We start from the raw sequence: 5,242 nt of genomic DNA, 5'->3' as shown, positions 1-5,242 counted from the left end.
TGCTGTCTGATGAAGAAGCCGTCGTTTGGCGCCAGTCGATGCCGTTGATTCTGACGCCGCTTTGCGCGCGACCAGTCTGGCAGGTGCCGGACGGCAGACCCACGCAAGGGCAGCAGGATGTTTTGCAACAGCTACAGGCATCCCGGCATGCGGTCTATGTCATCACCGCGCCGCGTGGACGAGGGAAATCGACGGTCGCTGGCCTGTTCGCTCAACAATGTCGCGATCGCTGCTGGGTGGTTGCACCTTCACGCGCGGCCAGCGATGTCTTGCTCAGACAGTCGGGCGACGCGGTTTCATTCTGGTCGCCGGATAACCTGCTGGCACATTGCCGTCAGTACGGCGGCGGCGCGGAGTGGCTGCTGATTGACGAGGCGGCGGCGATCCCCTCTTCGGTCCTCACTGAAATGTTGTCCTATTTTCCCCACGTGCTCATGACAACCACGGTGCTGGGCTACGAAGGGACCGGACGCGGTTTCTGGCTTAAATTTTGTGCCGGACTACCGGACTGTCAAATGCTGGAACTGAGTGAGCCGCTACGCTGGGCTACCGACGATCCGCTGGAACGCTGGTTGGATCGCGTCATGCTGTTTCAGGCCGAAAACCGGCTGGCGGAGCAACGTTCAACGTCGCCAGTCACTTTGGTCAGCGATGAGGCCGCCGAATGGACACGCTTTCCGGCTCGTCTGGAACAGTGTTACGGCCTGCTGTGCAGCGCTCACTATCGCACGTCCCCGTTGGACTTACGTCGCCTGCTGGATGCTCCGGGGATGCATCTTGCCACCGTCCGTCGCGATGAAAGTCTGTGTGGCGTCATTTGGTCGGTGGACGAAGGCGGATTAGAGGCCGGGCTGGCACGGGATGTGTGGGCCGGACGTCGGCGGCCGCGCGGCAACCTGGTCGCCCAATCGCTGGCGGCTCACGGCAATCTATGGACGGCGCCTCAGCTGCGCTCCCGGCGGATTAGCCGGATTGCCGTGCTGCCTTCAGCGCGACGAGAAGGCATCGGGCGGGCATTAGTGCAGGAACACCAGCGGCAGGGCGAGCAAGAGGGCATGGACTTTTTGTCGGTCAGCTTCGGCTACGAACCTGAACTGTGGCGGTTCTGGCGGCACTGCGGCTTTCGTCTGGCGCGGATCGGCAGTCATATTGAGGCCAGCAGCGGCTGCTACAGCGCGATGGCGTTATTACCGCTGAGCGATGCGGGCAAGATGCTGACACGAGAAGCCTCGCGGCAGCTGGCTCGTGACTGGCGCTGGTTGCGACGGGATATCCCGCTGACGCTGGATATGGATCTGGACGACGATAGCGCGTTGGATGAGGCCGACTGGCTCAATCTGAGCGGATTTGCTTTCGCCCACCGTTCGCCTCAGGCGAGTCTGGCCTCGCTGTGCCGACTGCTGGCGCATACGTCCCTGGCGCTACCTGCGCTCAGGCTGTGGCTGGACGACGGCGCGCAGGAAAGCCAATGCGTCGAGCTATTGGGGCTGAGCGGAAAAAAAGCGTTGCTGCGTCGCTGGCGCGAAGAAACCGCAGAGGCGTTGTCTCACTGTGATAACGATGTTCTCCAACGCGCGCGGCAGTGGCTGGCTTAGCTTTTCTCTTCTGTTAACTCTGTTGATGCTTCTGGGCGCGATGGCGGCGCTGTGCAGGATTATGCAACAACTCGTTCAATAAACCTCAATATTGGGCGATGAGCGGCGGGCGTATAGTGAAACGATAGGCTCAGATGCCCGTCCGCAGGAGAGAACAGATGAAACACGAATACGTTGTGGTACAACAACCTTCCGCTCCCCGGCAGTTATTCCTGCTGTTTCATGGCGTAGGGGACAACCCGGCGTCGATGGCTGAGATCGGCCGCTATTTCGCCGATGCCTTTAAAGAAGCCTTAGTGATTAGCGTGGGCAGCCCGAAAGGCGACAATGGCAGTCGCCGCTGGTTTTCCGTGCAGGCGATCACCGAGGCGAATCGACCCGAGCGTATTCAAATCGCTCTGCCAGATTTTATAGAGACCATTCGCTCTTGGCAGGCGCAAAGCGGTATTAATGCGAGCCACACGGCGCTGGTTGGTTTTTCGCAGGGCGGGATTATGATCCTCGAAGCCCTGAAGGCTGAACCGAAATTGGCCGGGCGCTCCGTGGTCTTCAGCGGCCGCTATGCAACGTTGCCGAAACAAGCGCTGTCGGATGATAGCGTGGTGCATATACTGCACGGCGAGGAAGATCCGGTGATTTCATCCGAGCATGCGTCTCAGGCGGCACAGCGGCTACAAGCGCTGGGAGCCGATTTTACGCTGGATGTGGTCCCGGATTTAGGCCATGCCATTGATATGCGCATGATGGACTTCGCGTTAGAACGCCTGCGGTATTACATTCCTCAGCGATATTGGGATGATGCGGTGCAGGGGAAACGCGGGGAGCTGATCGCCTTTCGTTAAGTATCAGCCGCATTTCTGTCTTGGAAGTTAAGTCGTGTGGCGTGTTAGCCCAGACCAGAAAGGAGAGCGAGGCGCATTGCGGTCAGCTCTGCGCCTGCGGTTTTCGCGGTTGACGCGAAAGAGGGTCACACAGGATGGAAAACTATTTTTCGTCCTGTTTTTTATCTTGTTTCTTCTCTTTTGGCCAATCGTCTTCTTCATCCCACTGCGCATTGTTGTCGCGGTGAGGCGGAAGTTCAGGCTTGTCTTTCAGGAATCGTTTGTAATCTACGCGACTTAAATCCTTGATCCCATTGATTAACATCCCTACCAGAATCAGCAGAATGATCCACCAGTAATCAGCCAGCCATGCCATATTATGCCTCATCGACAGCGTGTATAAATCGGGTGAACAGCGCGGGAAGGTGGGGTTTCAGCCAGTCATCACCCGCGATGTCTTCACCTTCCCAGGCCTCAAGAATGATCTCTGGCGACAGCAACGTCATGGCCTCGCGTGCCAGCGGCAGATAGCTGAGGTGCCAGGGTTCAATGGCGACGCCGCCTTTGTCATGGGCATACGGACGATAGAAATCGTACGTCCCCATGTGCTCTGTCAGCCACTGATTAAGCTCGAAAAAATAACCGCCGGATTCATATTCCCACGGTTCGAGCTGCAATGATTGTCCTGACGGCAGCTGATTGGGATCGTATACGTCCAGATCGGTGCCCCAGTGATGGCGGCTTCCTCCCGGCAAGGCAGACCAGCGCAGGATCGCCTCACAGCGCTCAGGAACATCCAGCGATAGTGCGTCCACCGGCTGGCTGTGGTGCGATAACAGCGGCCGTTGTCCGGTAAATTTGCCGTTCCATATCAGCCGCTGGCGCTCAAAGTCGCGAAATGTGCTGGCGGGTTGAAGATTAAATCCCGCCTGTCGCGCTTCTCGCTGCAACGCCTGAAAGGCATTTACCGCTTCGGCCTGCAGGCGATGCTGACCCGTTAGCGTCATCAGATGCTGATGCTGCTTTCCGGTCAGCATGGCGTGGGTGATCATGCGATCAGTTGCTCCATAATCCGTTGATACATACGGCTCAGCAGCTGTAGATCGGCTGCGTTCACGCACTCGTCCACTTTATGAATAGTGGCGTTCACCGGCCCCAACTCCACTACCTGCGCGCCCATCCGGGAGATAAAGCGTCCGTCTGAGGTGCCGCCGGTCGTCAGCAACTGCGGGGTTAATTCGCTGTAGTGCTCGACCGCGTTGACGACGGCATCCACCAATGCGCCGCGCGCCGTCAGGAAGGGCTGACCTGACAACCACCAGTCCAGAGTATAGTTTAGCTGATGTCGGTCCAGCAGCTCGGCAACGCGCTGTTTAATGATGTCGTCCGTCAGCTCCGTACTGAACCGGAAATTGAACTGGACCTGCAGTTCGCCGGGGATCACGTTATTGCTGCCGGTACCCGCTTTAATATTGGCAATCTGCATACTCGTGGGCGGGAAGAACTCGTTGCCCTCATCCCATACGGTGGCAACCAGTTCGTTCAACGCCGGCAGCGCGCGGTGGACTGGGTTGTCCGCCAGGTGCGGATAGGCGACATGTCCCTGAATGCCATGAATACGCAGGTTGGCAGTAATGGAGCCGCGACGGCCATTCTTGACGACGTCGCCCGCTCGGCTGGTGCTGGACGGTTCGCCGACCAGGCAGTAGTCCAGACGCTCCTGACGCGCCATCAGCGCTTCAACCACTTTGACGGTGCCGTGCGTCGCATCGGCCTCTTCGTCGGAAGTAATCAAAAAGGCAAGTCGGCCTTTATGCTGGGGATTTGCGGCGACGAAGCGCTCTGCGGCGACGACCATGGCCGCCAGCGAGCCTTTCATATCTGCCGCGCCACGACCATACAGCATGCCGTCGCTGATGGTGGGTTCGAAGGGAGGATGTTGCCACAGGCTGGCGTCTCCGCTGGGAACCACGTCGGTGTGTCCGGCGAAGGCCAGCGTTTCGCCTGTTCCGCGCCAGGCCCAAAAGTTCTGCGTTTCACCGAAGTTCATCTTTTCGACGGTGAAGCCGATGGCCTCGAGACGTTCAATCATGAGCGTTTGACAGCCGGCGTCGTCAGGGCTGAGGGAGGGACGTTTAATTAATTGCTGAGCAAGTTCGATGACGGGGCAGGACACGTTATTTCTCCTCCGCAAAAAATTGCTGGTAGCTCTCTTCGCTGAAGCCAAGCAGCGTTTTCCCATCCTCGGTCACTAACAAAGGACGTTTAATCAGCGCTGGCTGCTCCAGCATAACAGCTTTTGCCGCGGCGGAATTATCGATCGCATCGCGCCGGGCTTCGTCCAGCTTGCGCCAGGTCGTACCGCGCTTATTGACCAGCGGCTCCCAGCCGAGGCTATCGATAAACGTTTGCAGCAGAGCATCGTCCAGTCCGTCTGTTCGGTAGTCATGAAAACGATAGTCAATCTGGTGGGCCTCCAGCCAACGGCGGGCCTTTTTGATGGTGTCACAGTTCTTGATACCGTACATGGTCGTCATGGCTAATAAACCCTTTGTTTTTTATTAGGAATTAGGATGCAGATCATACCGTTTAATTTAGGTCCGATGCCATACCAATCTGTTGGCGTTTTTTTATGTAAAGCCAGGTGCCGTGACAGGAAGCGGGTGGGGGCGGGTCATCATTTATCTGGCCCCGGCTTGGCGGTTGATGAAGAAATGAGGAAACCTGAGTAAATAAAAGAGGCTATTATTTGAGGCCTATTGATTCTCTCCTACCATTTTTGAGTTCAACGCGTAGCGCGGGGAGCGTTGTATGAATTTCACGCTG

6 protein-coding genes are annotated in these 5,242 nt (G+C 57.4%); 2 read left to right on the top strand and 4 right to left on the bottom strand.

What is annotated here, in order from left to right:
• Together Q7O77_RS14375 and ypfH are read left to right on the top strand one after the other, a co-directional pair.
• A partial coding sequence (locus tag Q7O77_RS14375) for a tRNA(Met) cytidine acetyltransferase TmcA (protein ID WP_304168630.1) occupies positions 1-1,595 on the top strand: 1,595 nt, incomplete at its 5' end.
• 158 nt (positions 1,596-1,753) lie between these two features.
• Positions 1,754-2,437: an esterase gene (gene ypfH, locus Q7O77_RS14370; protein ID WP_304168627.1), complete on the top strand. Its 684-nt coding sequence runs from the start codon at positions 1,754-1,756 to the stop codon at positions 2,435-2,437.
• A gap of 142 nt (positions 2,438-2,579) precedes the next feature.
• On the opposite strand, the gene Q7O77_RS14365 is transcribed toward ypfH, so the two are convergent.
• Genes Q7O77_RS14365 through Q7O77_RS14350 form a run of 4 tightly spaced genes read right to left on the bottom strand, consistent with a single transcriptional unit; the run spans position 2,580 to position 4,953 of the window.
• A complete protein-coding gene (locus Q7O77_RS14365; RefSeq protein ID WP_304168624.1) occupies positions 2,580-2,792 on the bottom strand; it encodes a YpfN family protein in 213 nt (70 codons plus the stop codon).
• A gap of 1 nt (position 2,793) precedes the next feature.
• Positions 2,794-3,468, bottom strand: a complete 675-nt coding sequence (locus tag Q7O77_RS14360; protein WP_304168622.1) for a M15 family metallopeptidase — start codon at positions 3,466-3,468, stop codon at positions 2,794-2,796.
• A complete protein-coding gene (dapE, locus tag Q7O77_RS14355; protein WP_304168620.1) occupies positions 3,465-4,592 on the bottom strand; it encodes a succinyl-diaminopimelate desuccinylase in 1,128 nt (375 codons plus the stop codon). Before dapE ends, Q7O77_RS14360 begins: the two co-directional genes overlap by 4 nt.
• A gap of 1 nt (position 4,593) precedes the next feature.
• Positions 4,594-4,953 carry an ArsC family reductase gene (locus Q7O77_RS14350; RefSeq protein WP_304168618.1) on the bottom strand — a complete coding sequence of 120 codons (360 nt, stop codon included), beginning with the start codon at positions 4,951-4,953 and terminating at the stop codon, positions 4,594-4,596.
• Between the last annotated feature and the right edge of the window lie 289 nt (positions 4,954-5,242).

Source organism: Lonsdalea britannica (assembly GCF_946477055.1).
Classification (GTDB): domain Bacteria; phylum Pseudomonadota; class Gammaproteobacteria; order Enterobacterales; family Enterobacteriaceae; genus Lonsdalea; species Lonsdalea britannica_A.
This window is presented reverse-complemented; position numbering and strand designations above follow the sequence as displayed.